Annotated in this window: 22 protein-coding genes and 1 riboswitch; of the genes, 19 read left to right on the plus strand and 3 right to left on the minus strand. The window is 63.6% G+C overall.

Features of this window, described 5'->3' with window-relative positions:
- Positions 1–129: 129 nt before the first annotated feature.
- The gene (gene pepN / locus ACUN0E_RS24580; RefSeq protein ID WP_445568221.1) at positions 130–2,826 is read right to left on the minus strand and encodes an aminopeptidase N; all 2,697 of its coding nucleotides are present in this window, start codon (positions 2,824–2,826) and stop codon (positions 130–132) included.
- 216 nt (positions 2,827–3,042) lie between these two features.
- On the opposite strand from pepN, the gene ACUN0E_RS24585 reads away from it, so the two are divergent.
- Complete coding sequence (locus ACUN0E_RS24585; protein WP_408508575.1) at positions 3,043–3,750, plus strand: DUF4136 domain-containing protein; 708 nt, start codon at positions 3,043–3,045, stop codon at positions 3,748–3,750.
- A gap of 125 nt (positions 3,751–3,875) precedes the next feature.
- On the opposite strand, the gene ACUN0E_RS24590 is transcribed toward ACUN0E_RS24585, so the two are convergent.
- Entirely contained in the window at positions 3,876–4,448 is a 573-nt protein-coding gene (locus ACUN0E_RS24590) for a TMEM165/GDT1 family protein (RefSeq protein WP_445568222.1), read from the minus strand.
- A gap of 11 nt (positions 4,449–4,459) precedes the next feature.
- Positions 4,460–4,677: riboswitch (yybP-ykoY riboswitch) on the minus strand.
- A gap of 593 nt (positions 4,678–5,270) precedes the next feature.
- On the opposite strand from ACUN0E_RS24590, the gene ACUN0E_RS24595 reads away from it, so the two are divergent.
- From ACUN0E_RS24595 to ACUN0E_RS24680, 18 genes are read left to right on the plus strand one after another with little or no spacing between them, the layout of a single operon-like run.
- Positions 5,271–6,014 (plus strand): beta-ketoacyl synthase chain length factor, encoded by a 744-nt coding sequence (locus ACUN0E_RS24595; RefSeq protein ID WP_445568223.1) that lies wholly within the window; start codon positions 5,271–5,273, stop codon positions 6,012–6,014.
- Positions 5,998–6,792, plus strand: coding sequence for a lysophospholipid acyltransferase family protein (locus ACUN0E_RS24600; RefSeq protein ID WP_445568224.1), 795 nt, complete (start codon positions 5,998–6,000; stop codon positions 6,790–6,792). Before ACUN0E_RS24595 ends, ACUN0E_RS24600 begins: the two co-directional genes overlap by 17 nt.
- Positions 6,767–7,066 (plus strand): phosphopantetheine-binding protein, encoded by a 300-nt coding sequence (locus ACUN0E_RS24605; RefSeq protein ID WP_408222468.1) that lies wholly within the window; start codon positions 6,767–6,769, stop codon positions 7,064–7,066. Before ACUN0E_RS24600 ends, ACUN0E_RS24605 begins: the two co-directional genes overlap by 26 nt.
- A 2-nt stretch (positions 7,067–7,068) precedes the next feature.
- Entirely contained in the window at positions 7,069–7,320 is a 252-nt protein-coding gene (locus ACUN0E_RS24610; RefSeq protein WP_020069032.1) for an acyl carrier protein, read from the plus strand.
- Positions 7,320–7,982, plus strand: a complete 663-nt coding sequence (locus tag ACUN0E_RS24615; RefSeq protein WP_445568225.1) for a hypothetical protein — start codon at positions 7,320–7,322, stop codon at positions 7,980–7,982. Before ACUN0E_RS24610 ends, ACUN0E_RS24615 begins: the two co-directional genes overlap by 1 nt.
- Positions 7,979–9,685: an AMP-binding protein gene (locus ACUN0E_RS24620; protein WP_445568226.1), complete on the plus strand. Its 1,707-nt coding sequence runs from the start codon at positions 7,979–7,981 to the stop codon at positions 9,683–9,685. Before ACUN0E_RS24615 ends, ACUN0E_RS24620 begins: the two co-directional genes overlap by 4 nt.
- Positions 9,685–11,454, plus strand: coding sequence for a glycosyltransferase family 2 protein (locus tag ACUN0E_RS24625; RefSeq protein ID WP_445570512.1), 1,770 nt, complete (start codon positions 9,685–9,687; stop codon positions 11,452–11,454). The genes ACUN0E_RS24620 and ACUN0E_RS24625 overlap by 1 nt, the downstream gene beginning before the upstream one ends.
- Positions 11,441–13,048, plus strand: coding sequence for an HAL/PAL/TAL family ammonia-lyase (locus ACUN0E_RS24630; protein WP_445568227.1), 1,608 nt, complete (start codon positions 11,441–11,443; stop codon positions 13,046–13,048). The genes ACUN0E_RS24625 and ACUN0E_RS24630 overlap by 14 nt, the downstream gene beginning before the upstream one ends.
- Positions 13,045–13,476 (plus strand): acyl-CoA thioesterase, encoded by a 432-nt coding sequence (locus ACUN0E_RS24635; RefSeq protein ID WP_445568228.1) that lies wholly within the window; start codon positions 13,045–13,047, stop codon positions 13,474–13,476. Before ACUN0E_RS24630 ends, ACUN0E_RS24635 begins: the two co-directional genes overlap by 4 nt.
- Positions 13,464–14,150 (plus strand): LolA family protein, encoded by a 687-nt coding sequence (locus ACUN0E_RS24640; RefSeq protein WP_445568229.1) that lies wholly within the window; start codon positions 13,464–13,466, stop codon positions 14,148–14,150. The genes ACUN0E_RS24635 and ACUN0E_RS24640 overlap by 13 nt, the downstream gene beginning before the upstream one ends.
- Entirely contained in the window at positions 14,150–16,603 is a 2,454-nt protein-coding gene (locus ACUN0E_RS24645; protein ID WP_445568230.1) for an MMPL family transporter, read from the plus strand. Before ACUN0E_RS24640 ends, ACUN0E_RS24645 begins: the two co-directional genes overlap by 1 nt.
- Positions 16,600–17,784: a beta-ketoacyl-[acyl-carrier-protein] synthase family protein gene (locus ACUN0E_RS24650; RefSeq protein WP_445568231.1), complete on the plus strand. Its 1,185-nt coding sequence runs from the start codon at positions 16,600–16,602 to the stop codon at positions 17,782–17,784. Before ACUN0E_RS24645 ends, ACUN0E_RS24650 begins: the two co-directional genes overlap by 4 nt.
- Positions 17,785–17,792: 8 nt before the next feature.
- Positions 17,793–18,278: a hotdog family protein gene (locus ACUN0E_RS24655; RefSeq protein WP_445568232.1), complete on the plus strand. Its 486-nt coding sequence runs from the start codon at positions 17,793–17,795 to the stop codon at positions 18,276–18,278.
- Complete coding sequence (locus ACUN0E_RS24660) at positions 18,275–19,000, plus strand: 3-ketoacyl-ACP reductase FabG2 (protein WP_408222452.1); 726 nt, start codon at positions 18,275–18,277, stop codon at positions 18,998–19,000. The genes ACUN0E_RS24655 and ACUN0E_RS24660 overlap by 4 nt, the downstream gene beginning before the upstream one ends.
- Positions 19,000–20,226 carry a beta-ketoacyl-ACP synthase gene (locus ACUN0E_RS24665; RefSeq protein WP_445568233.1) on the plus strand — a complete coding sequence of 409 codons (1,227 nt, stop codon included), beginning with the start codon at positions 19,000–19,002 and terminating at the stop codon, positions 20,224–20,226. Before ACUN0E_RS24660 ends, ACUN0E_RS24665 begins: the two co-directional genes overlap by 1 nt.
- The gene (locus tag ACUN0E_RS24670) at positions 20,223–21,452 is read left to right on the plus strand and encodes a beta-ketoacyl-[acyl-carrier-protein] synthase family protein (protein WP_445568234.1); all 1,230 of its coding nucleotides are present in this window, start codon (positions 20,223–20,225) and stop codon (positions 21,450–21,452) included. Before ACUN0E_RS24665 ends, ACUN0E_RS24670 begins: the two co-directional genes overlap by 4 nt.
- A 37-nt stretch (positions 21,453–21,489) precedes the next feature.
- The gene (locus ACUN0E_RS24675) at positions 21,490–21,912 is read left to right on the plus strand and encodes a signal peptidase (protein WP_445568235.1); all 423 of its coding nucleotides are present in this window, start codon (positions 21,490–21,492) and stop codon (positions 21,910–21,912) included.
- Positions 21,913–21,965: 53 nt separating this feature from the next.
- Positions 21,966–22,409 (plus strand): excinuclease ABC subunit A, encoded by a 444-nt coding sequence (locus ACUN0E_RS24680; RefSeq protein ID WP_445568236.1) that lies wholly within the window; start codon positions 21,966–21,968, stop codon positions 22,407–22,409.
- A 63-nt stretch (positions 22,410–22,472) separates the two neighbouring features.
- Here the strand turns inward: ACUN0E_RS24680 and ACUN0E_RS24685 are convergent, their stop codons facing one another.
- A complete protein-coding gene (locus tag ACUN0E_RS24685) occupies positions 22,473–23,201 on the minus strand; it encodes a class I SAM-dependent methyltransferase (protein WP_408222442.1) in 729 nt (242 codons plus the stop codon).
- Positions 23,202–23,260: the final 59 nt, after the last annotated feature.

Here is a 23,260-nt window from a genome sequence, read left to right on the forward strand (position 1 = left end):
AGTCGTCCAGTCGGCTAACGTTGACGTCCGCGCGTCGCCTCATGACGAAATTGATGGCGAAATTCGGGACGAAAAAAAGCCGGCAACACGTGCCGGCTTTTCGATGCGCGAAGCGCTTTCAGATGAGCATCACGCCAACGCTTTTTCCACGATCTCGCGCACGTCGCGCGATTTCACCTGCGACGCCACTTTCTCCAGCGCCGCGCGCATGCCGTCACGCAGCGTCGGCGTAAAGCGGCGCCACAGTTCCAGCGAGCGGGCGAGGCGAGCGGCCACTTGCGGATTGATGGCGTCGAGCGCGATGACCTGATCAGCCCAGAACGCGTAGCCCGAGCCGTCTTCGGCGTGGAACTGCGCAGGGTTCGCCGCACAGAAACTGAAAATCAGCGAGCGCGCGCGGTTCGGGTTTTTCAGGTTGAATGCCGGATGCGCCATCAGCCTGCGCACGATTTCAATCACCGGACGCTGTGCGCTGCCGCGTTGCGTGGCTTGTAAGGCAAACCATTTGTCGATCACGAGCGGTTCCTTTTCGAAGCGCCGGTAGAAGTCGTCCAGCGCCTGCTGCGCCTCCACGCTGCCGCCCTTCGCCGCCGATGCATTGAGCAAGGCCGAGAGCGCCGCCGAGCGGTCGGTCATGTTGTTGGCGGAGTCGTATTGCGCGGACGCGAGGCGCACGGTTTCAGCCGGATCGTCCAGTTCCGCGAGATACGACAACGCCAGGTTTTTCAACGCACGATGACCGGATGCCTCCGGCGTCGCCTCATAGGCACCTGGCGTGCGGTGCTTTTCGTACACGGCGAGCCAGTCTTTTCTGAGCGCATTCGCGAGGCGTTTGCGCACGAACTGCCGCGCGGCGTGTACGGCAGCCGGATTCGATTCGGCCATCTGTTCAGCCAGATAAGCTTCTGACGGCAGCATCAACGCCAGCTCGCGGAAAGCGGGCGAGAGCGTTTCGTCGGTCAGCACGCGGGCGAACGCCGCGACCACCGAGTCGTCGAGTTGTAGCGGCACGCCCGTGGCGGCGCGCCCGGCGAGTGTCAGCAGCTCGCGCGTGGCGAGCCGCTGACCGGCTTCCCAGCGGTTGAACGGGTCGCTGTCGTGCGCGAGCAGGAACGCGAGCTGGTCGACCGGGTAGTCGTATTCGACGATCACCGGTGCGGAGAAATTGCGCAGCAGTGAGGGCAGCGGTTCCTGCGCGACGTTGACGAACGTGAAGGTCTGTTCGGCCTGCGTGAATTCCAGCACGCGCGTGGTGGAGTCCGCAGCCTTGGTTTCGCCTTCCAGTTGCAGCGGCAGATCGCCGCCATCCTTGCCGATCAGACCGATCGCGAACGGAATCAGCAGCGGGCCCTTTTGCGTTTCGCGCGCGGCGGATACGCCTTCACCATAACCTTGCGTGAGCGTCACGCTGTAGCGTTGCTGCGCGGCGTCGTACTTCGTGCGTACCGAGACGCGCGGCGTGCCGGCCTGGCTATACCAGCGCTCGAATTGCGCGAGATCGCGGCCGTTCGCATCAGCGAGCGCATGACGGAAGTCGTCGCAGGTCACGGCTTGACCGTCGTGCCGCTTGAAGTACAGGTCCATGCCCTTGCGGAAGCCGTCACGGCCGAACAGCGTCTGATACATCCGCACGACTTCAGAGCCTTTCTCGTAGACCGTCATCGTGTAGAAGTTGTTGATCTCGACATAGCTTTCCGGGCGCACCGGGTGTGCCATCGGACCCACGTCTTCGGCGAACTGCATCTGGCGCAGCACGCGCACGTCTTCGATACGTTTGGTGGCGCGTGCGGCTTCGTCCGTCGCGCCGCCGGCCATGTCGGCCGAGAACTCCTGATCGCGGAACACCGTCAGGCCTTCCTTCAGGCTCAGCTGGAACCAGTCGCGGCACGTTACGCGATTGCCGGTCCAGTTGTGGAAGTACTCGTGGCCGACCACCGCCTCGATGTTCGCGAAGTCGGTGTCCGTTGCCGTTTCGGGGTTCGCCAGCACGTACTTCGTGTTGAAGATGTTGAGCCCCTTGTTCTCCATTGCGCCCATGTTGAAGTCGCTCACGGCGACGATCATGAAACGGTCCAGATCCAGTTCCAGCCCGAAGCGTTCCTCGTCCCAGCGGATCGAATGCTTCAGCGAATCCATCGCATGCTGCGTCTTGTCGAGATCGTGCGGTTCGACCCACACCTGCAGCAGCTTTTCCTTGCCCGAGCCGCTTTTTACGCGTTCTTCGAGTGCGACCAGCTTGCCCGCGACCAGCGCGAACAGATAGCTCGGCTTCCTGAACGGATCTTCCCAACGGGCGAAATGGCGGCCGTCCGGCAGATCGCCTTCTTCGAGCAGATTGCCGTTCGACAGCAGCACCGGGTAGTCGGCCTTGCTGGCGCGCAACGTGACCGTGAAGGTCGCCATTACGTCGGGACGGTCGAGGAAATAGGTGATGCGGCGAAAGCCTTCCGCCTCGCACTGCGTGAAGAAGTTGCCGCCCGACACATACAGGCCCGACAGCGTGGTATTTTCCGCCGGATTGCAGATACTGGTAAGCGTGAGCTCGAAGTTATCCGGCACGTTGTCGAGCGTGAGGCCGTGCTCGTGCGCATGCGCGTTGGCGAATGGGGCGCCGTCGATCGTGGCGCCGACGAACTCGAGTTGTTCGCCCATCAGTTCGAAATTCGAAGCTCGGGATGCGTCCGGGTTGCGGCGCACACGCATCGTGTTCCTGACGACGGTGCGTTCGGGGATCAGATCGAACTCCAGTGCGACGGTGTCGATCAGGAAGGCGGGCGGCGCGTAATCGGCGCGGCGGATCACATTGGGCGTTGCGGTATCGGCCATGGCGTTCTGTAGTGATGGGACTCGAGCCGTCACACGTGCTTATGGCGCGCGAGCCGGGCTTGTCGAGCCATTGTACAAAGGCTCGGCGGATCGTGCGGAGCGAACTTTTTACCGAGTCGCCAGGTCAGCGTATTATCGGGCGCGCCACGCGCAGCAAAGCATGCGCGCAAACCAACCCGGTCAAGACTGGCGATAACAGGCAACCCGAGGTAGACCATGAAATTCGATCGATGGACCCGCCGCGCCACACTGCTGCTGGCCACGCTGACGGTGCTGCTGTCCGGCTGCACGACCTACGTGACCACTCAGGTCACGGCGTTTTCCGACTGGAGCGGCAATGACGCCACCCGTACGTATGCCTTTACGCGGGCAGCGGATCAGCAGAACAATCTCGAACTCACCACGTACGAGCGCCTGGTCGGCAACGAACTTGCCACGCACGCGTTCCGTCAGGTCGACACTTCCCAGGCGCGTTATCTGGTCGGACTGTCTTACGGGATTCGCTCGGACATGGTGACAGTCGCGCAGCCGGTGTATTACAACCCCTGGCCGGCGCCGTACTGGGGCCGGTCGTTCGATCCGTGGGGGCCGTGGGGTGCATGGGGTCCGTATCCGACTGCGTACGTGAATCAGAGCTACCCGATTTTCACGCACCTGCTCGGCGTGCGAATCACCGAGCGTGCTAGCGGCAAAGAGGTCTATAACGTGACGGCGCGCAACTCGGGTGGCGAGTCGTCGCTGGTGAGGGCTATGCCGTATCTGGCGCGCAGCGCGCTGGCCGATTTTCCGCTCGGCAACGGCGTGGTCCATACGGTGAAGATCCCTGTCGACAAGAACGGCGGAGCGTCGAACGAAGTCGCTACGACGGGCGCCGCGCCCGCGGCCGCACCGGCGGCAGCGTCGAGTGCGAAGGCCGTGCAGTAAACGCGAGCGGCGCGATCAACGTCATCCGCTGCGACGCAACAAAAAACGGCCCGGCAGGTCATCCCTGCCGGGCCGTTTTCATTCGCGCACAACGTGTGACGTGAGCGCTGCGTGAGTGATCTCGCTTAAACCCCGACGCCGAACAACGCCATCGTCCCCAGAATCACGAACATCACCGCGGCGATGGCGTGCACAGTTTGGGTCGGAAGCCGATGGGCGAAGCGGTCGCCGAGCAGGATCGCGGGCACGTTGGCGATCATCATGCCGAGCGTCGTGCCGGCCACCACGCCGAAGAAATCGTGAAAGCGCGCGGCGAGCGCCACGGTCGCAATCTGCGTCTTGTCGCCCATTTCGGCCAGGAAGAACGTCACGACGGTCGCGCCGAATACGCCGAAATGTGTGCGGCTGGTGTTAGCTTCTTCATCGTCGAGTTTGTCCGGTACGAGAATCCACAAGCCCATCGCAATGAACGACGCGGCGAGGGCCCACCGCATGATGGTCGGCGTGAGCAGCGTGCCGAGCCACGCGCCGAGTGCGCCGGCGCAGGCGTGATTGACGAGCGTAGCGGTCAGCACGCCCAGAATGATCGGCATCGGTTTGCGATAGCGGGCCGCGAGGACGAGCGAGAGCAGTTGCGTCTTGTCGCCGATCTCGGCGAGCGTGACCGCTCCGGTCGAAATGAGAAAAGCGTGATCCACGGTGTGTTGGTTCCCCGGGCCGAGATAAGAACGAGCGACGACCCACGACACCGCCGGGCCCTATTTCGGCGTGTGTGGATCATCAGTCTCGCCAGGCCAAAGGCTGCGGCTGCCATGGCCGTAAAGGCCAAGTTTGTTGACAGGCGCCCCCGCGAACCGCACGTTCGACGCACCCGTATGACAGCGGTGCGGACATGCCGCGGGGCGGCTACTCCCCAATGAGGGACGGAGTATAGCAGGCGTGGCCGCGCGCCACCGCTACCCGTCAAAAATCGCGTTGCGGTAAGCGACCGTAAGTTGCGCGTGAGATTTGAACGACGCGCGGCGAATCACTCAGCAGATAGCGCCCGGCATATTGAAGTGTTCCGAAACGAAACACTTATTTCGAAAGTTAAATGAAAGTATTGGTGCGTGTTGGGGGAAGTCATTAACGTCCAGTCGGGCTGCGAAGCTCGCCGCAAGTGGCTTTGCGGGTCGATCACGCGCTGCGCAAGGGCCGCTGGGCCTGCATTTCGGTGTTGTCCAGTCAGCCGTCGTACGAGCGATACGGATACAGATGGATACGTCTTTTGTGGCTGATTTAATCCACAATCTTCAGTATGATTCCGGCGACCATAGGGAGCCTGAGACAATCCATCAGACCAATTGGCAAAGGCGCCTAAATAATCGGGGCCAAGTGCCGTTAAATCGCTGAACCCTATAAGAAGATTGGATTGACCCCCCGGCTGGAGACTGCTGTTCCGCGCGGCGCGTATGCTCTGACGGGTAGGTATTCCGTCAGGCGCTCTCAGCCTCTCCTCGCTTCTACGCGCGAACACCGATATGCCCGATCTGCACTGGACCATTCCGGTCGCTCGCTGGTCTAGCTGGCCTGCTGCCGCAACTGCTGCACCCGATATCGGCTTCATCGAGCCGATCGTACGGCGTCGCCTGAGCACTTTGTCCAGAGTCGCCCTGAAGGTCGCGCATGATTGCGTGGCGCAAGACGAGGTGCGGGTCGTGTTTGCTTCACGCCACGGCGAATTGCGGCGCACTACGGACATTTTGCGCACCATCAGCGCGGGTGAACCGGTCTCGCCGACCGCCTTCAGCCTGTCGGTACTGAACGCAATGACGGGTGTGTTCGGCATCGCGCGCGGCGACCGTTCCGCTGCCAGCGCGATCTCGGCCGGCGCTGAGACGCTTGGCTATGCGCTGCTGGAAGCGTATGCGCAATACGGCACACAGCCCGGCTCGCCAGTGCTGCTGGTGTACGCTGATGAACCGGCCGATGCGGCGTATGGCACGATTGAAGACGAAGTGCAGGGTGGCGCGATCGCGATCCTGCTGAACGGTGAGGCGACTGCGGGGCAACTGGTTTGCACGTTGTCCGGCGCAGGTGAGCCGGAGGCCGCAGAGGCCGCGCAGGGAGCAAGCCACACGGGCGAGGAAAGCGAGTCAGGCACGGAGGAAAGTTTCGCGAGCCAGAGCCAGGCACTGCTGCATTGTCTGGAAACGGGCCAGCCCGCCGTCTGGCAAAGCGCCGGCGCCGCATGGCATTGGAGGTTGCATGAACGCGCGATTTAATTACCTCTGGCGATTCTGCGCGACGGGCATGGCCTTCGTGGTGTTCGGCATCTGCGGTGTGCTGTTTTCGGTGCTGGTGTTCCCGTTTGCCTGGCTGTGGCCGCATCCGGCGTCGCGTCAGCGTGTGGTGACGACCGTGATTCACTGGTTCTTCCGCGCGCTGGTCGCAGTGTTGCGGCGCATCGGCGTAATGGAACTCGAAGTGTCGGGCGCGCAGGTATTGCGCGCCGGTGGCCCGGCGATCGTGGTTGCCAATCACCCGACGTACCTGGACGTGATGGTGCTGTTGTCGCTCACGCCGCGTGCCTGTTGCGTGGTGAAAAACGCGCACTGGGGCAACCCGTGTTTCTGGGGAATCGTGCGCTCGGCGGAATACGTGAGTAATGCCGATCCCTCGGAGCTCGTCGAAGCCGGCGCGCGGCAGCTCGCAGCAGGCTACACAATGATTATTTTCCCCGAAGGTACGCGCAGCCCGGCACCGAACCGCTTGCACGCCTTTTCACGCGGTTTCGCGCATATGGCGTTGAAGGTCGGCGCGCCGATCGTGCCGGTGTTGATGGATTGCGATCCGCCGGCGTTCACCAAGCAGATGCGCTGGTACGACGTGCCGACGCGCGCTTTCCGGATACGCGTGAACGTGCTCGAGCCGCTTGGCGTCGAGCAACTCGCGGACCACGCCGTTACACCGTCTCTCGCGGCGCGCAGCGTGACTAGCGCCATCGAAGCACACATTACTCAGCACCTGTTCGATTATGGATTCTTTAAAACTGGAAATTAAACAGCTTCTGATCGAAGCCCTCGATCTGGAAGACCTGAGTCCGGCCGATATCGACGACGACGCACCGTTGTTCGATACCGACGGCATCGGCCTCGACTCGATCGATGCGCTCGAGATCGGCATCGTGCTGCGCAAACAATACCAACTGACCATTGCAGCGAACGACGAACGCACCCGCGAACATTTCCGCTCAATCAGCACGCTGGCCGCACTGGTCGCGAGTCAACGCGAAACGGCGCATGCTGTGAACGAAACCACAAAAAAAGGGGATTAATCGTGTCCGAGGCAGAGATTCTTGAGCGCATACGCGCCATCTTCAAAGAGAACTTCGCGATCGAGCCGGAGCGCGTGACACCCGACGCGCATCTCTTCGAAGACCTCGATCTCGACAGCATCGACGCCGTCGACCTCGCGATCAAGCTGCAGGAAATGACCGGCCGCCGCATCAAGCCGGAAGAATTCAAGTCGGTGCGCACGGTCGGTGACGTGATCGGTGCGGTCGAATCCCTGCTGGCGGCACAAGGCTGATGCCATTCGTGCGCTCGCGAATGCAAGCGGCGGCGAGCCCACCCGCCGGGGCATCGTCCGGCAGTGAGCGCCATTGGGCCAAAACGGTGGTGCAGGTCCTGCTAAAACTCGCGTATCCCGCGTTGATTCTGTGTGCCTGGCGCTGGGACACACCGCGCTACGTCGGCTGCATGCTGTTTGCGATTCTGTGGTTGCAGCGCTGGGCCGGCAGCGGTCCGGTCGCGACCTCGCTGCGCCGGCTCTCCTCGCTCGACTGGACCGTGGTCGGCTTGCTGAGCTGCGCCTCGGCGGCGATCGTGTTCACCAACAGCGAACTGCTGTTGCGCCTCTATCCGTCACTCGTCAATCTGGGCCTGTTGATTGCATTCGGCGCGACGCTCGTGCGCGGGCCGTCGATGATCGAAAAATTCGCCCGGCTGGGCAATCCGAATCTGCCGCCGGGCGCCGTGCGCCATACGTGGCGCGTGACCCAGGTGTGGTGCGTATTCTTCGCGCTGAACGGCGCGTTCTCCGCGTATACGGCGCTGTACTGGAGCCGTGCAAGCTGGTCGCTCTATAACGGCGCGATCGCCTACGGATTGATCGGCGTGCTGCTGGTCGCCGAGGTGATCTGGCGTTATCTGGTGGTGTTGCCGCGAGCCGCGCGTTCGGAGGCGGCATGATCGCGCTGCATGATCTGCTGTCGGCGGACCATGAGGCTTCCGTCGTGAATGCGCCGGTATGTCGTGATGGCGCGACGGTGCTCGATCACACTGCATTTCGCGCGCGTGTCTCGACGCTGGTCTCACTGGTGCAAACGCAAGCCGCGCGACGCTACGCGTTGTGTATCGACGATCCGTTCGATTTCGCCTGCGCGCTGTTTGCGTTGTTCGCGTGCGGCAAGGAGCCGGTGATTCCGGCCAATGCGACACCGGGTTATCTCGCCGATCTTGCCGACGCGTACGACGCCGTGCTGACCGACGCCGACCTGCAGCCTGTTGCGCGAGACGCCGACGCCGATTTCACACACGCGCGAGACACCTCATACACGATCGATCCGCAAGCCCCGTTGACGCTCTACACGTCGGGCAGCAGCGGCACCCCCAAGCCGATCCGCAAAACCCTCGCGCAATTCAACGCCGAAGTGCACACGCTCGAAAGGCAGTGGGGCGCGCTGGTCGGCGATGCGACGATGCTCGCGAGCGTGCCGCATCATCACATCTACGGTCTGCTGTTTCGCGTGTTGTGGCCGCTCGCCGCGGGCCGCGCATTCGACCGGGCGATCAGCATCGAGCCTTTGCATTTGCAAACGCAGATCGAGCAATGCGGCGCGACGGTGGTCGTCTCGACGCCCGCGCAATTGTCGCGTTGGCCCGCGTTGCCGGGTTTCGCCGCGTTGACGCCGGCGCCGCGCGCATTCTTTTCTTCAGGCGGCCCGCTCGCCCTGGAAGCCGCGCGGGAATATGCCGCCGCTTATGGTGCCGCGCCGCTCGAAATCTACGGCAGTACGGAAACCGGCGGCATCGCGTGGCGTCGCCAGGACCAGACCGATGCGTGGCAACCGGTGGGCGGTATCGAAGTACGCCGCGACGAAGCGGGCGCACTGAACGTTCGCTCGCCGCATCTCGATCACACCGGCTGGCATCGAACCGACGACAAAATCACTTTCGACGCCGATGGCCGCTTTCGCCTGCAAGGCCGCCTTGATCGCGTGCTCAAGCTGGACGGCAAGCGCGTGTCGCTGCCGGAGCTCGAAGCGCGTCTTGCGTTGCATCCGTATGTCGCGCAAGCGGCGATCGTGCCGCTGGAAGGCGCGTCGCGTGAGCGCGTCGGCGCCGTGGTGGCGCTGACCGAAGCAGGCAGTGAGGCATTGCGTGAGGCAGGCCGCGTGCATCTCGCGCAAACCCTGCGCCGCCATCTCGCTGCGTATTTCGATGCAGTGGTGCTACCGCGTCATTGGCGTTTTCGCCTCACATTGCCGTTCGACGCGCGCGGCAAACTGCCGGTGGCTGCCGTGGCGGCGGCTTTCGAGCCGCGCGCGGACGGCGTGGAAGTGCTCGCCGAAACGCGCAATGCCGACACGCTGCACTACGAACTGCGCGTGCCGCCGACGCTCGCGCATTTCGCCGGCCATTTTCCCGGTCTGCCGATTCTGCCGGGCGTCATCCAGGTGCACTGGGCAATGCGTCTGGCCGCCGAACACGTGCCGGCCGTGCGCGCGCTGGCATCGATCGACCGGCTCAAGTTCATGGCGCCGGTGTCGCCCGGCGCAGTGCTGAATCTCACGCTCGCCCACGACGCCTCGCGTAGGCGAGTGCAGTTCGCGTACCGGCTGAACGGGCGTGAATGCGCATCCGGCGTGATCGTGTATCGGGAGCCTGCATGATGAGCGTCGTCCCGTGCATCGTCATTCCGATATACAACCACAAGGACGCGATCGGCGCGACCGTCGCCCATCTCGTGGTGCACGGCTTGCCGATCTTTATCGTCGACGACGGCAGCGATGAGGCGACCCAGCAGGTGCTCGCTGCGCTGGCGCAACGGTACGTGGGTCAGCTCGAACTGCTGCATTTGCCGGTCAACGGCGGCAAGGGCGCGGCCGTGATGGCGGGCCTGCGCGCCGCACGCGCTGCGGGGTACACGCACGCAGTGCAGATCGATGCGGATGGCCAGCACGACGCGGCGGACGTGCCGCGTTTCATCGAGGCCGCGCAAGCCGAACCGGGCGCGGTGATCCTCGGCCGCCCGGTCTACGACGAGAGCGTGCCGAAATCGCGCCTCTATGGCCGTTACCTGACGCACGTGTGGGTATGGATCGAAACGCTTTCGCTGACGATTCGCGATTCGATGTGCGGCTTCCGTCTCTATCCGCTTGCGCTGGCTTGCGAGCTGATCGACAGCGTGCAACTGCCGACACGCATGGACTTCGACATCGAAATTCTCGTGCGTCTCTACTGGCGTCGCGCCGCGTTCCGCTCGATTCCGACGCGCGTGACCTATGCAAGCGATGGCGTGTCGCATTTCGACGTGCTGTGGGACAACGTGCGCATCAGCCGCAGCCATACGCGGCTCGTGTTCGGCATGCTGTGGCGTCTGCCGATGCTGCTCGCGCATAAAGTGATGCCACGCCGCCCGGCCGCCGCAAGTCAGCCAGGGAAGCAGGGCGCACAGGATGAACCGGGCAGGCAGGCGGAACAAAGCGTACAGCGCCCGCAGGACTGGTGGCGGATCGCCGAACGCGGCAGCCATCTGGGCATGTCGTTGCTCGCGCTCAGTTGCAAGCTGTTCGGCCGCCGTTTCACCGCGCTCTGGCTGCATCCGATCGTCGCGTATTTTCTGCTGACGGGCCGCGCTGCGCGCGAGGCGTCGAGCAACTACTTCACGCATCTCGGGGAAGCCGCACCGCACGGCGATACGCCGCGTCCGGGTTGGCTATCCGCCTATCGTCACATGCTGGCGTTCGCGCAATCGGGCTTCGACAAGCTCGCGGCATGGTCGGGCCGCGTCAATAATGCCGACGTCAAATTCGAAGATCCTTCGGCATTCGAAGCGTTGGTGGCGAGCGGCAAAGGTGCGCTCGTGATCGGCGCGCATCTCGGCAATCTGGAAATGACCCGCGCGCTCGCCGCGCAAGGCGGCTACGCGAAAGTCACCGCGGTGGTCTACACCGATCACGCCAGGCGCTTCAATAACGTGCTGGCTTCGGCCAATAGCCAGTTCGCGCGGCATCTGCTCGAAGTCAGCGACTTCGGACCTGAGACCGCGATGATGATGCAGGAGCGTGTCGATGCGGGCGAACTGCTGGTGATCGTCGGCGACCGCGTACCGGCACACGAAGCGGGCCGTACGACGGAAGCCCAATTTCTCGGTTCGACTGCGCCGTTCGCACAAGGCCCTTACGTGCTCGCTCATGCGTTGGGCTGCCCGGTCTATCTGTTCTTCTGCCTGAAAGAGCACGACGGTTATCGTCTCTATTTCGAGCCCTTTGCCGATCGCATCGAATTGCCGCGCCGTGAGCGCGCGCAGCATCTTGCCGCCTGGGCGCAGCGTTATGCGGCGCGGCTCGAACACTATTGCCGCAAGGCACCTTATCAATGGTTCAATTTCTTCGATTTCTGGGCCAGCCCCAAGCGAGGCGCAAATGGCCGAACATGATCTGATCGAAACGCCGAACCTCAGTGCAAAAGAGAACACCGGCGCAAACGCCGCGGCGGTGACGGTTGGCGGCCGCAGGCTGACGATCGAAGAGGTCGTCGCGATCGCGCATCACCGCGCGCCGGTTGCGTTGAGCGCCGATCCGGCGTGGCGCGCGCGCATCCAGCGCGGCGCGGATTTTCTGCGCCGGCATCTGGCGGCGGGTGCGACTGTGTACGGTGTCAACACCGGCTATGGAGACGCGTGCGTGGTCGACGTGCCTCCGGAACTCGTCGAAGCCTTGCCATTGCAACTGACGCGTTACCACGGCTGCGGCATGGGCCAGCATCTCGACGACGCACAAACACTCGCGGTGATCGCCGCGCGACTCAACTCGCTGGCCTATGGTTTTTCCGGCGTGCGCCCCGTGTTGCTCGAACGTCTTGCCGACCTGATCAATCATCGCGTGTTGCCGCGCATTCCGTCGGAAGGCTCGGTCGGTGCAAGCGGCGATCTAACGCCGCTCTCGTACGTGGCCGCCGCGCTTGCCGGCGAACGCGATGTGATGTTCGGTGGCGCCCTGCGCAACGTACGCGAGGTCTGGACGGAACTCGGTCATGCGCCATTGACACTCGCACCCAAAGAAGGCCTCGCGTTGATGAACGGTACCGCGGTGATGACCGGCCTCGCCTGTCTCGCGTTTGCGCGTGCCGATCATCTCACGCGCCTCACCGCGCGTCTCACGGCGCTCTCTACCGTGGCACTCGACGGCCGCGCTGCGCACTTCGACGCAATGCTATTCGAAGTGAAACCGCACGCAGGCCAGGCAGAAGCGGCAGCGTGGATTCGCGACGACCTGACCGGGCGCGAGGATACGCCGGGGCATCGTCTGCAAGACCGCTATTCGATTCGTTGTGCGCCGCATGTAATCGGCGTTGCGCGCGATGCCTTGTCGTGGGTGCGCCGCGATGTCGAGAACGAACTGAACAGCGCGAACGACAACCCGTTGATCGATCCCGACAACGAGCGCGTGCTGCACGGCGGCAACTTCTACGGCGGCCATATTGCGTTCGCGATGGACTCGCTGAAGGTCGCGGTCGCCAATCTTGCGGATCTGATGGACCGGCAGCTCGCGCTTCTAGTCGACGTGAATTTCAACAATGGCCTGCCGCGCAATCTGTCGGGCGCCGCGCCCGCGCGTGCCGCGATCAATCACGGTTTCAAGGCCGTGCAGATTTCATCATCCGCATGGACGGCCGAAGCGTTGAAGAACACGATGCCCGCGAGCGTCTTCTCACGTTCGACCGAGGCGCACAATCAGGACAAAGTCAGCATGGGCACGATTGCCGCGCGCGACTGTTTGCGCGTGCTGGAGTTGACCGAACAGGTCGCCGCCGCGCATACGCTGGCGACGGTGCAGGCCGCGCATTTGCGCCTGAAGATCGACAGCGCCACGCCGGTCCCCGCGCCGCTGCAAGCCTTCATCGACAGCGTGAGCGCACAGTCGCCGTTCGTCGACGAAGACCGTGCTCTGGAAAGCGACCTGCGTGCGCTGACCGCGCGCATCGCCGCGTGCAATTTGCTGGACGACTATCGCGGAGGCTCGAACGCATGACCGGCTCCCCTAAAGTGCTGACGGCCAGCGCGACGGTCGAAGTGCCGTTTCACGACGTCGACGCGATGAACGTGTGCTGGCATGGCAACTATCTGAAGTACTTCGAGATCGGCCGCGCGGCGCTCTTGCGCACCTTCGATTACGACTACCGCGAGATGCAGGCTTCGGGTTACCTGTGGCCGATCGTCGAGGCGCATCTGAAGTATGTGCGTCCGGCTACCTACGGTCAGGCGCTCGAAGTGCGCGCGCAACTGCTCGAACACGAAAATCGCCTGAAAATAGGCTATGAAATTGTCGATTGCGCAACTGGCACGCGGTTGACGAAGGGCTACACGATCCAGGTCGCCGTCGATGCCGCGACCCAGGAATTGCAGTTCGTGTCTCCGCCGGTCGTATTCGAAAAGCTGGAGCGCGTATGGGGACGATGAACTTGCGCGGTGTGGCAGCGAGCGCGTTGCTCGCACTAGGTACGGTAAGCGTTATAAGCGCATTGAGCCTATCAGGTGTGGCAGCGTCTGCGGCAGAAGCCGCGCAGTCCACCGATAACCCGGCACTCGTCTCGCAGATCGCCTCGCACCTCGCACAAGCCAAGGGCGTCCGCGCGCAATTCACGCAAACGCAAACGCTCGCCGCGATGAAGCAGCCGCTCGTCAGCACGGGTTCGCTGTTGTTCTTCCGCGATCGTGGCGTGATCTGGCAGATCGACACGCCGTATAAAGCCACCTACGTCATCACGGATGCGGGCGTCACCGAAGTCAACGCAAACGGCCAGCGCGTGACAGCTCACAGTGCCCAGGGCACACGCGGCGTCGCGCAGGTCTCGAAGATGATGCGCGCGATGCTCGGCGGCGATCTGTCGGCGCTGTACTCGCAATTCGACGTCGCGGCCGAAGGCAGTGTCGCGCAGTGGCGTATGCAACTCACGCCGAACCAGCCACAGATCGCCCAGTCGATCAAAGGTTTGCAGATGAATGGCGGCGACTACCTGCAAAGCTTGCGCATCACGCTCGCGAACGGCGACGTCACGAAGCTCGACTTTGCGAAAAGCGCGGCCGTGACCGAACCGACGCCGGCTGAACGCAGCTTGCTCGGAGCGCCGTAATGCAGGTGCTGCAACAGCGGTCCGCGAAGCAGGCGTGGGGTATGCGCGTCGCGTGGCTGCTGCTCGCGCTCGCCGCGGCGCTGTATTGCGGCTGGCGTTTCGCGGGACCGTCGCCGCTGCAAACCAATCTGCTGGCTTTGCTCCCCGCCACCGAAGCGGATCCGGTCGCCGAAAAGGCGGTCGATACGCTGGCGAGCGCGCTTGGCGACCGCACCGTTTTTCTGGTCACGAGCAACGATGATGCGCACGCCAGGGCGGCAGCGAAACAACTCGGCGCGTCATTGCAGAAGAGTGGGGCGTTCGGCTCAGTGACGGCGGAATTGCCGCCGTTCGATCTGTCGCAGATTGCGGCGCTGTACATGCCGTATCGCTTCGGTTTGCTGGCGCCTGCTGACCGCGCGACTCTCTCGCAGAGCACTGCTTCAAGCGCGGTGTTGCACGACGCCCCCGGCCCCGAAGGAAATGCCCTTGGGGGACTGCATGATGCGCTCGCGCAGCGCATCTACAGCCCGTTACGCGGCGGCCTGACCACGCCACTCGCCGACGATCCGTTCGGCTGGCTCGAACACTGGCTTGGTGGCCTGCCGCTCGCCACGTCGAATCTCGAACTCAAAGACAACATGCTGGTGTCGCATCGTGGTACTGCGACTAGCGTGCTGATCGTCGCCACGCTGCCGGGCTCGGCCTACGAATCGAAAACCCAGCACGCCGTGCTTGCCGCGCTCGCACAAGGCGAAAGCGCGTTGAAGCAGGCGTTCCCCGATGTGTCGGTGGCGAGAACCGGCGCGGTGTTCTACGCGGAATCGGCTCGCAGTGCGTCGGAGCATGAGGTGCACCTGATCGGCGTCGCGTCGCTGTGCGGGATTGCGTTGCTGATGATGTGGGTGTTCCGCTCGCCGCGTCTGTTGCTGCTCGGTTTCGTTTCGACGGCGCTGGGCATCGTCTGCGCGCTCGCGGTGACCATGCTGGTGTTCGGCCAATTGCATCTGTTGACGCTGGTGTTCGGCGCGAGCCTGATCGGCGAAGCGGTCGATTATTCGATCCAGTATTTCGTGGTGTATCTCGGCGCGGGCAGCGATTGGGATTCGCGCCGTGGAGCGCGTGCGGTACGTCCTGCCTTGACGGTTGCGCTTGCCACCAGCCTGCTCGGCTACGCGATCCTCACCTGGGTACCGTTCCCCGCACTCAAGCAGATTGCGTGTTTCGCGATAGCCGGCATTACGACGGCGTTTGCCTCCGTGCTCTGGTTGTTGCCGGCATTGCTCACGCGCGCGCCGAAGCGCAGCCCACAGCGCGTATTCGCCGGGGCGGCGCGTGTGCTGACCGTCTGGCATCGCACGATCGGCGGCAAGCGCGCATGGTTCGTCGCGGCGCTGTTACTGATCGTGGCGATTCCCGGTTGGCTGCGTCTGACGAGCGACGACGATATCCATCTGCTGATCCAGCGTGATCCTTCACTGGTCGCGCAGGAAGACAAGGTGCGCGCGGCCGTTGGCGTGGATAACAGCGCGCAGTTTTTTGTGGTGCGCGGCGAGGCGCCGGAGATCGTTTTGCAGCGCGCGGAAGCATTGGGCGCGAAACTGGATGGCGTGAACGGCACGGCGAACAAGGTCGGCAGCTATCAATCGGTGGCGCAATTCGTGCCGTCCGCGAAACAGCAGAACGAAGATCGTGCATTGCTTGCACAGCACGTGTTCAGCGATCCCGCGGCCTTGCGCGCCACGCTGCTGCAGGCGGGCTTTAAGGACGAAGTCGCCGATGCCTGGCTTGCTGCGTACGCGAAACCGCAGCCGCCGATCACGGTCGACACGTGGCTCGCCGCTCCGTGGTCGCAACCATACAAACATCTGTGGCTGGGTGTTGTCGATTCGGCGACCCAAGCCTATGCCGCGGTCGTCATCCCGCAGGGCGTCACGCCACAGAACGAGCCCACGCTGATCGCCACCGCGCAGGCGGTGTCCGGCGTCGTCTTTGTCGACAAGGCGGCGAGCGTCTCGAAGCTGTTCGGTGCGTATCGCGTGGATAGCGGCTGGTGGCTCGGCGGTGCGCTGGCGCTCGTGTTCGTCCTGCTGATGCTGCGGTACGGTGTGCGTGGCGGCATCGCCGTGACGCTGCCGGTGCTGCTCGCGGTCGGCGTCACGCTTGCTGTGTTCGGCTACGTTCACGTGCCGCTCAATCTTTTCAACTGGCTCGCGCTAATGCTGGTGCTCGGCGTTGGCGCAAACTATGCGGTATTTCTGCGCGAAGGCTGCTTGCGTGCGGACGCCGATCTCGGCGCGGTATGGACCGGTGTGCTGCTGTCGGCGGCGACCACGCTGCTGTCGTTCGGCATGCTTGGCACGAGCGCAATGCCTGCGCTAAAGAGTTTCGGCGCCACGCTCGCGCTCGGCATTGCCGTGTCGGTGCTGCTCGCGCCGATCGGCATGCCATCGGAATCAAGGAGGGCCGCATGAAGGCGCCATCAGTTTATTTGCACGCGCTCGGCATGATCAATGCGCTCGGCGGCGACCTCGATGCCATCGTCCCGGCGCTTGCCGCCGGTCACGCCCCCGGTATGGCGAACGCGCACACGGGTATTGGCGAGGCGTTTGTGGGCAGTGTGCTCGCGCCGCTGGATCTGGCGCCGGCCGCCGCGCTTGCGCGTTACGACTGCCGGAATAACCGCTTGCTGCTGGCCGCGCTGGCGCAGATCGCACCCGTGGTCGAAGCGGCGCGCGAGCGTTACGGCGCGCATCGGATTGGCGTGGTGCTCGGCACCAGTACGTCGGGAATCGAAGCGGCCGAAGCCGCGTTCGTCTATCAGGCGCAAGCGGGCGACCTGCCCGCCAACTTTAACTATCGGCAAATGGAGATCGGCACCGTCGCGCCGTTTGCCGCCGCCGCGCTCGGCCTGCAGGGCCCGGCGTTCACGATCTCGACTGCTTGCACCTCGAGCGCGAAGGCTTTTGCGTCGGCCCGCCGGTTGCTGCAATTGCGACTGTGCGATGCGGTGGTGGTGGGTGGCGTCGATTCGCTGTGCGAGTTGACGGTGCAGGGTTTCGCATCGCTCGAATCGACCAGCGGCGTGCGGTCCAATCCAATGAGCCGCAATCGTTGCGGGATCAATGTCGGTGAAGGTGCGGCCGTGTTCCTGATGAGCCGCGATGAAGCGGCGGTGAGACTCGCGGGTGTCGGCGAATCGAGCGACGCGCATCATATTTCCTCGCCTGATCCGCTCGGTGTGGGCGGCGAACTTGCGCTGGACGCGGCCTTGGCCGATGCGGGGATCGGGTCTGAGGCGATCGGCTACGTGAATCTGCACGCCACCGCCACGCGCAAGAACGACGAGATGGAAGCGAAGCTGATGGCGCGCGTATTCCCCGAAGGCGTGGCGACGAGCGGCACCAAGCCGCTGACCGGGCACCAGCTTGGCGCTGCGGGCGCCACCGAACTTTCCTTCGCCTGGCTGACACTGGCGCGCGAAAACGTGCCGCTGCCGCGTCATCTGTGGGACGGCGAGGCCGATCCCGCGTTGCCGGTACTCGACCTGGTCGAAAGCGAACGCTTTCTGCCACGCGGCGCCGGGCCGCAGTACGTGATGAGCAACTCGTTTGCGTTCGGCGGCAGCAATGTCAGCCTGATCCTCGGACGGTGACGCGCGTGATGACCCAGACGCTCTCCACTCAGGCCCTCGCCCTGCAACCGATCGAAGCGATCATCCCGCATCGTGGCACGATGCTGCTGATCGATGCCGTGAACACCTTTAGCGAAGACGCACTGAGCGCGCGAGCAACCGTACACGCCGACGCATGGTATGCCGATGCCGACGGCGCGATGCCCGCATGGATCGGCATCGAGTTGATGGCACAGGCCATCGCCGCGCATGTCGCGCTACTGGCCATGCGCGGTGGCGGTAGGGCGCGCCCCGGTGTGCTGCTCGGCTCGCGCAGCTACAAAGCTTTGCAACCGTCGTTCGCAAGCGGCGCCCAGTTGCTGATCCACGCAACGGAATTACTGCGCAGCGAAGAAGGCCACGGCGCCTACGAATGCACGATTCATCACGGCGATGTGTGCTGCGCCGAGGCGGTCATCAAGGTCTTTCAGCCGCGTGATTTTCAGTCATTCATTGAAGGGAGTTTCAGTTCATGAGCCGGCGTGTTCTCGTTACCGGCGCAAGCCGCGGCATCGGCCGCGCGATTGCGTACAAGTTGGCTGCCGATGGCTTCGCGGTGTCCGTGCATTGCCGCACGGGCCGCACCGAAGCCGAAGCAGTCGCAACGGGCATCGCCGCGCAAGGTGGCATGGCGCGCGTGCTGCAGTTCGACGTGCGTGAGCGCGCCGTGTGCCGCCAGGTGCTCGAGGCGGATGTCGCCGCGAACGGTCCGTACTACGGCATTGTGTGCAGTGCGGGCGTGACCCGCGACGCCGCGTTCCCCGCCCTTACCGAAGAAGACTGGGACATCGTGATCGAAACCGGTCTGGACTCGTTCTACAACGTCGTCCATCCGTTGACCATGCCGATGGTGCGTGCGCGCAAAGGCGGGCGCATCGTCACGATCGCGTCGGTCTCCGGCGTGATCGGCAATCGTGGCCAGGTCAACTACAGCGCGGCGAAGGCCGGCCTGATCGGCGCGACCAAGGCGCTCGCCGTGGAACTGGCGACGCGCAACATCACCGTCAATTGCGTGGCGCCGGGTTTGATCGAAACCGGCATGCTCGACGACATGCCGCTCGAGCAGGTATTGAAGACGGTGCCGATGAACCGCGTCGGCCAGCCTGCCGAAGTGGCGTCCGTGGTCAGCTTCCTGATGTCGGATGCGGCTTCGTACGTCACACGTCAGGTGATTGGCGTCAATGGTGGGATGGTGTGATGAAACGCGTTGTCATTACCGGCATGGGGGGCGTCACGGCGTTCGGCGATAGCTGGGACGTGATCGAAACGCGCCTGAAGAGCGGCGTGAACGCGGTGCGCCGGATGCCCGAGTGGGATTACTTCGAGTCGCTGCATACGCGGCTCGCATGTCCGTTGCCAGGCTTCACGATGCCCGCGCATTATCCGCGCAAGAAAACCCGTTCGATGGGGCCGGTGTCGATGTATTCGGTACGCGCAAGCGAACTGGCGCTCGCCGACGCGGGCCTCGCCGACGACTTGACCATCAAGGACGGCCGCATGGGCGTCGCCTATGGTTCCTCGTCGGGCTCGGTACAACCGATTCGCGCGTTCGGCACGATGCTCGAAACCGGCTCGATGAGCGACGTCACGTCGAACAGCTACGTGCAGATGATGCCGCACACCACGGCCGTCAATGTCAGCCTGTTCTGGGACCTGAAAGGACGGATTATCCCGACCTCGTGTGCGTGTGCATCGGGCAGTCAGGCGATCGGCTACGCGTATGAAGCGATCCAGGCCGGCAAGCAGACGCTGATGCTGGCAGGCGGCGCGGAAGAAATGTCGGGTCCCGCGGTCGCCGTGTTCGACACGCTGTACGCGACCAGCACGCGCAACGACGAGCCGCATCTGACGCCCCGTCCTTTCGATGCCGCGCGCGACGGCCTTGTGGTCGGCGAAGGCGCGGCCACACTGGTGCTCGAAGAATATGAACATGCCGTGGCGCGCGGTGCGCGGATCCATGCGGAGATCGTCGGTTTCGGCTGTAACTCGGACGGCGCGCACATGACGCAGCCGACCGCCGAAACGATGGCGTTTGCCATGCGGCTCGCGCTGAAGGATGCGCAACTGCAGCCTGAAACGATCGCCTATGTTAACGCGCACGGCACTTCCACGGACCGTGGCGACATTGCCGAAAGCCATGCGACTGCGCAGACCTTCGGCGCGCGCATGCCGATCAGTTCGCTCAAGAGCTATGTCGGCCATACGCTCGGCGCGTGCGGTGCGCTGGAAGCGTGGTGGACCATCGAGATGATGAAGCGCAACTGGTACGCGCCGACCTTGAATCTGGAGAACGTCGATCCGGCCTGCGCGCCGCTCGATTACATCGTCGGCACGGGCCGTGAGATCGACGCCGAATATGTGATGAGCAACAACTTTGCATTCGGCGGCATCAACACGTCGCTGATTTTCAGGCGCGTTCGATGAGCTTCGCGCTGCAGCGCGTGGTCGTCACCGGCATGGGGCTCGTGTCGTGCCTCGGCAATACGCTCGACGAAGTGTCCGCCGCGCTGCGCGCGGGCCGCTCGCGCATCGAGCGGATCGACGCGTGGCGTGAGCGTGGTTTCGGTTCGCAGGTGGCCGGCGTGGCGTCGGTTGCGCAGGAGCCGCCGTTCGAGCGCAAGCTCGAGCGCTTCATGGGCGATACCGCGCGCTTTGCGTGCCACGCCGCGCGTAAAGCAATCGACGATGCCGGGCTCAATCCCACCGCGTTGCGCTCGCCGCGCGCTGGCACGGTGATCGGCTCGGGCGTCGGCACGCTGTCGAGTTACGACGCGGCCGTGGCGGTTGCAAATGCCAGGGGCGTCGACAAAGTGCCGCCATATACGGTTCCGCAAGCAATGAGCAGTACCGCGTCCGCCAATGTCGCGCAGGTGTTCGGACTTGAAGGCGTGAGCTACTCGCCGTCGTCGGCATGTACGACGTCGGCGCTTGCCATCGGGCAGGCGATGCAACTGATTCAGACCGGCCGCCAGCAGGTCGTGCTCGCCGGTGGCAGCGAGTCGCTACACGACAACGTGACACTGATGTTCGACTCGATGGGCGCGCTGTCGCGCAACTTTAACGACACGCCACAGCACGCTTCGCGTCCCTACGATATGGCGCGCGACGGCTTCGTGATTGCCTCGGGCGGCGGTGTGCTGGTGCTCGAATCGCTCGATCACGCGTTGGCGCGCGGCGCCCGCATTTACGCGGAACTGACCGGCTTCGGCGACTGCACGGACAGTGCGGGTATGGTCACGCCGAGCGCGGCCGGCATCGCGCGAGCGATGCGCGGCGCGCTGGGCGACGCGGGCAGGCGTCCGGACTACATCAACACGCACGCACCGTCGACGCCGCTTGGCGATGTCGAGGAGTTGCGCGCATTGAGCGACGTATTCGGCGGTAAAGTACCCGCGTTCTCGTCGACTAAAGGCATGACCGGGCATCCGCTCGGGGCATGCGGCGCGCATGAGGCGATCTACATGTTGCTGATGATGCGCGACGGTTTCATCGCGGGTACGGCGGGCATCGAGACGCCGGAGCCGGGCGTCGACAAAATGCCGCTCGTGCGCACGACGCGTGACGCAAGCATCCGCACGGCAATGTCGATTTCATTCGGGTTCGGCGGCAGTTGCGCCAGCCTGATATTCGAAGGGTGGCAGGGCGGTTGAGCCGGCCGCGATTGTTAACGAAACGAGGGCGATAAAAATGAAAAAATGTTTTGTACTGGGCGCGCTGGCAGTGGTCGTGCTGACGCAGGCTGGGTGCGCCACGGACGTGAAGTCGCTGCCGCTCGCCGCCGCCGGCGGCCAGTCGCGTGGGGGCGTGCCGGTGTATTTCGGCCAGCAGAGCCACCCTGCGGTGAAGAGTCAATTGGGCGGCGTCTCCTATTCCGTGCGGATCGCGCGCAAGGTGCTGAGCCCCGACGACGCATGTCATGAGGCTCTCGCCGAAGCGGTGGAGAAGTTGCGCGCGGCAGCCCGCGAACGCAATGCCAACGCCGTGATCGATGTATCGACGCGCTTTCATAGCACCGAGACCAACTCGTCGACAGACTTCACGTGCGGTGTGAGTCCCAGTGCTGCCGCAATTGCGGTGAGCGGGCAACTCGTTGTGCTGGACGCGAACTAGGTTGAATTGAACATAGAACTCACTAGAGCAACAAAAACCACCAAGGAGTCTCAATGAAACGCAATGTGCTGTTTGCCGCGCTGCTCGCTTCGCTCGCCATGCTGAGCGCTACGCAGGCTTTTGCCCGCGACACGGTTGCCAACTATCCGGTCACGCCGGCGCTGCAGAGCGAACCGGGCAAGGTTGGTGACGACATCGCGCTGTATTTCGCGGGTCAACCGCATCCGTCTGTCACGAAGACGATGGGTGAATTCGCGACCAACAAGAAGACCAACGCTTTCGGCAAGAGCGATCTGGACGCGTGCCAGCACGTGTTCCTTTCGGCCGTGATCGAATTGCAGGAGCGCGCGCGCAAGGAAGGCGGCAATGCGGTGATCAACATCAAGAGCAACTACAAGAACGAAGTGCGCGAGAGCGCGACGGAGTTCACGTGTGGTGCGGGTGCGGTGATCGCGGGCGTGGCGTTAAAGGGTGATGTCGTGACGCTGCGCAAGTAGTCACACAGATAAGCGCGCTGTGATGCGTGTCAGGGCGGTAGCATGCCACTACCCTGACGAGTTTCAATCTGCCTTGAGCGCCGCGACATTGACCAGCGTTTCACGACGCTTGCCAGGTTGCGGACGGTACAGGCCGAGACGTTCGAGCAGGCCGAAGTCTTTCGCGCGGCTCCACCAGAGGTACGGCAGCGAAACGTTGCGCTGCTCGAAGCGGAAACCGCCGCGGCGGATCATGTCGAGGTAGCCGTCGGCGCTTTTCTGCACGTGCATTGGATGGCGGAACAGCAAGCGGATCACCCACGATTTGATGTACGCGTCGGTGGATTCGGCGAACAGCAGGATGCCGCCTGGTTTGAGCACGCGGCGGAATTCGGCAAGCGCGCGGTCCTGCTCGACGAGATGGTGGAAGGTTTGATGGCAGAACACGATGTCGGCGCTGGCATCGGGCAACGGTAATTTCGCGCAGTCGCCGTGCAGCAGTTCGATATCGGCGAGCTTGTCGCGGCAGGCGTTGGCGGCATTGGCCGCGAGCGCCAGCGACGGTTCGTGAAAATCGATACCGACAATGCGGCGCGGCTTGAACGCGTCGGCGAGCAGGCGAAACGAAATGCCTTGCCCACAGCCGACGTCGACGATCACCGGCGCAGCGGGCAAGGGCGCGTCGATCAGGCGTTTGAGGTCGTTGATCGCGACCCTCAGAACATGATGTTCCCACGTATAGGTACGCAGGAACCAGATCCCGAAGGCCGTTTCCGGCACGAAAGGCACACTGGACGTTTCGGATGACAACACGCTGGGCTCCCAGACGAAATATTGTTCTTGCCGTGACGCGTAATTGTAACGAAAAGTAA

It is taken from the genome of Paraburkholderia sp. D1E (genome assembly GCF_052682275.1).